The sequence below is a fragment of the Photorhabdus namnaonensis genome (genome assembly GCF_001684335.1).
Classification (GTDB): domain Bacteria; phylum Pseudomonadota; class Gammaproteobacteria; order Enterobacterales; family Enterobacteriaceae; genus Photorhabdus; species Photorhabdus namnaonensis.
In genome coordinates this window covers 99,794-100,003 of the sequence record NZ_LOIC01000099.1, presented here as the reverse complement: position 1 = coordinate 100,003, position 210 = coordinate 99,794, and the positions used below count along the sequence as shown (strand labels likewise).

The 210-nt window shown below is 51.9% G+C and carries 1 protein-coding gene; it reads right to left on the bottom strand.

All coding sequences use genetic code 11. From position 1 onward, the window contains the following. Positions 1 to 147, bottom strand: a 147-nt coding sequence (locus Phpb_RS24255) for a helix-turn-helix domain-containing protein (RefSeq protein WP_165603333.1), incomplete at its 3' end; no start/stop codon positions are given. Between the last annotated feature and the right edge of the window lie 63 nt (positions 148 to 210).

The window sequence follows — 210 nt, the reverse complement described above, 5'->3', positions numbered from 1 at the left end:
GCTGAGGTTCACCCCGTGGCGTTGATAAGCGTGCTTCTTGATGTGGAGCGCCTTGTTGTACGCGAAACGAACCGCACCGAACTGAGCATTGAGATAATCAGCCTGTTCGGGTGTCGGGTAAATGCGGACTTTGGTGGCTCTTAACATCATCAGCGCTCATCGGGATAGTTTATGTATTTTAACCGCTTTTTGGGGCCATGTCCCCCCCAA